This is a genomic window from Prauserella halophila, assembly GCF_024171895.1.
Classification (GTDB): domain Bacteria; phylum Actinomycetota; class Actinomycetes; order Mycobacteriales; family Pseudonocardiaceae; genus Prauserella; species Prauserella halophila.
This window is the reverse complement of sequence record NZ_JAMTCQ010000005.1, coordinates 1-1,599: the sequence shown is the minus strand read 5'-3', so window position 1 is coordinate 1,599 and position 1,599 is coordinate 1. Positions and strand designations below refer to the sequence as shown.

Annotated in this window: 4 protein-coding genes; all 4 read right to left on the bottom strand. The window is 68.2% G+C overall.

The window, feature by feature from the left end; genetic code table 11:
• Positions 1–243: 243 nt before the first annotated feature.
• From LY41_RS00215 to LY41_RS00200, 4 genes are read right to left on the bottom strand one after another with little or no spacing between them, the layout of a single operon-like run.
• Positions 244–402, bottom strand: coding sequence for a hypothetical protein (locus LY41_RS00215; protein WP_253861632.1), 159 nt, complete (start codon positions 400–402; stop codon positions 244–246).
• 18 nt (positions 403–420) lie between these two features.
• Entirely contained in the window at positions 421–915 is a 495-nt protein-coding gene (locus LY41_RS00210) for a DUF2637 domain-containing protein (protein ID WP_253861630.1), read from the bottom strand.
• 11 nt (positions 916–926) lie between these two features.
• Positions 927–1,091, bottom strand: a complete 165-nt coding sequence (locus tag LY41_RS00205) for a hypothetical protein (protein ID WP_253861629.1) — start codon at positions 1,089–1,091, stop codon at positions 927–929.
• On the bottom strand, positions 1,091–1,537 hold the full coding sequence (locus LY41_RS00200; RefSeq protein ID WP_253861627.1) for a hypothetical protein: 447 nt from the start codon (positions 1,535–1,537) through the stop codon (positions 1,091–1,093). The genes LY41_RS00205 and LY41_RS00200 overlap by 1 nt, the downstream gene beginning before the upstream one ends.
• Positions 1,538–1,599: the final 62 nt, after the last annotated feature.

Here is a 1,599-nt window from a genome sequence, read left to right as displayed (position 1 = left end):
GATCCCTGCCGTCTACCCTCGGTGGGTGGACGGGCCAGATAGGCCCTGGCCCGTCCCCTACCGCTCGCGCTTCCGCTGCCGCCTGATCGCCCGGCACCGTTCACACGTCGCGGTCGAGAACCACGCCGCGCCCGTTGCGCACTGGCCGTGCTCGACCACAGCCCCGCACAGAGCCCAGATCCGGCCGGACCGGTACTCCACGCGGTCGATCTCGTGAACCACCTCGCGCCGCCCCACTGCTGCTCACCGCGTCGGGCTCACGCTGACGATCGAGACGTTCGAGTCCTCGCGAAACGGCTCCTGCTCCAGCCGCCGCGCCTCGTCTTCCGAGACCTCGCGGCGCTGCCTTTCGCCGTTGCGCGTGACCATCTCGACCTGGACCTTCTCGTTCTTCTTCGCCATCGCTCCGTCCTTCCCTTCTCACGGCCACGACATCGCCGGTTGCTGCACCGGAGCCGGTGCGGACTGCTGTCCAATGGCCTGGGTTTCGACTCGCTCGGCCTCCGCCACCTGCGGAGAGTCCGTCTCTTCGGCCGCCGGCTCGACCTCGGCGGCACGAGGTGCACCAAGTGCGAACTTCACGACGACCAGGCAGGCCAGCGCGGGCACCGCCGCGAACAGCCAGCCGGCAAAGTGGCCCGGTGCTCCCGAGACCTGCGCGCCCATCTGGATCAGGAAGGCCACGACCAGCACGATCGCCGCGCCCGTGCCCTTCCGATCTGCCCTGCGCGCCCTCGCCAGTTCGAGCCCGGCGACGATGACCATGCACTCGATCACCACCGCATCGGCCCAGGCCAGCCAGCCGGTTTGTCCCGCGCGCACTGCCGCATCGTGGGTGTGTGTGAAGCCGGCCGCCGCACCGATCCCGGCAACCACGGTCGCGATCCCGATCCGGACGGCCGACTCCACGTTCACCCGCCGCATGGTCAGCGGCCCTTCCGCGCGTACGTGGCTTCCCAATCCAGCTGTTCCATGTGGCCGATGAACCGCGCGATCTCCTCATGAGCCTGCACATCCCGTTCGGTCAGCGTGCCGAGCTCTTCCCGCGCGGTCTCCTTCACGACCTGCACGATCCGTTCGATCCCCCGCATCAGGCCGCCGCCTTCGCGGTCGACGCCGACGTCGCGGACGACGAGGCCGGGGCCGGGGCCGGGGCCGCCTGACCAGCCATCTTCAGCTCACTGGCCCTGTACCAGACCGTCACGCCGACGACCTTCTCGCCGCCACCCTCGGTGCTCTTCGTGCGCTCCATGACGCCGACCTCGAAGCCGCCGAGTTCGACCGGGGAGAACGGCTGCACGCCCTCGGCCGGGTTCGACGTCGAGGCCATGCCGACCTTGATCACCGAGTTGTTCGTACCGCCGAAGCCGTCGTACGCAGCGCCGAGCAACTCGATCGACCACTTCGTCCGGCCGTCCTTCGTGGTCTCCACGTCGGTCGTGGATCCGAACTTGTACTTGGGCTCGCACGACAAAAAGACCAGCGCCTTAAATGTGGCTGCCTGGTCGATCTTCAGGTTCATCGGCGCGTTCGCCATCTCACTCACTCCTTCGTCGGTGGGCTCAGTTGGCCCGTGTCTGTTCCACCGTTTCGGCGTTC

Excerpts from the sequence above, each read along its gene's own strand:
- LY41_RS00215 (WP_253861632.1), bottom strand. The coding sequence starts at position 402 with ATGGCGAAGAAGAACGAGAAGGTCCAGGTCGAGATGGTCACGCGCAAC.
- LY41_RS00205 (WP_253861629.1), bottom strand. The coding sequence starts at position 1,091 with ATGCGGGGGATCGAACGGATCGTGCAGGTCGTGAAGGAGACCGCGCGG.
- LY41_RS00200 (WP_253861627.1), bottom strand. The coding sequence starts at position 1,537 with ATGGCGAACGCGCCGATGAACCTGAAGATCGACCAGGCAGCCACATTT.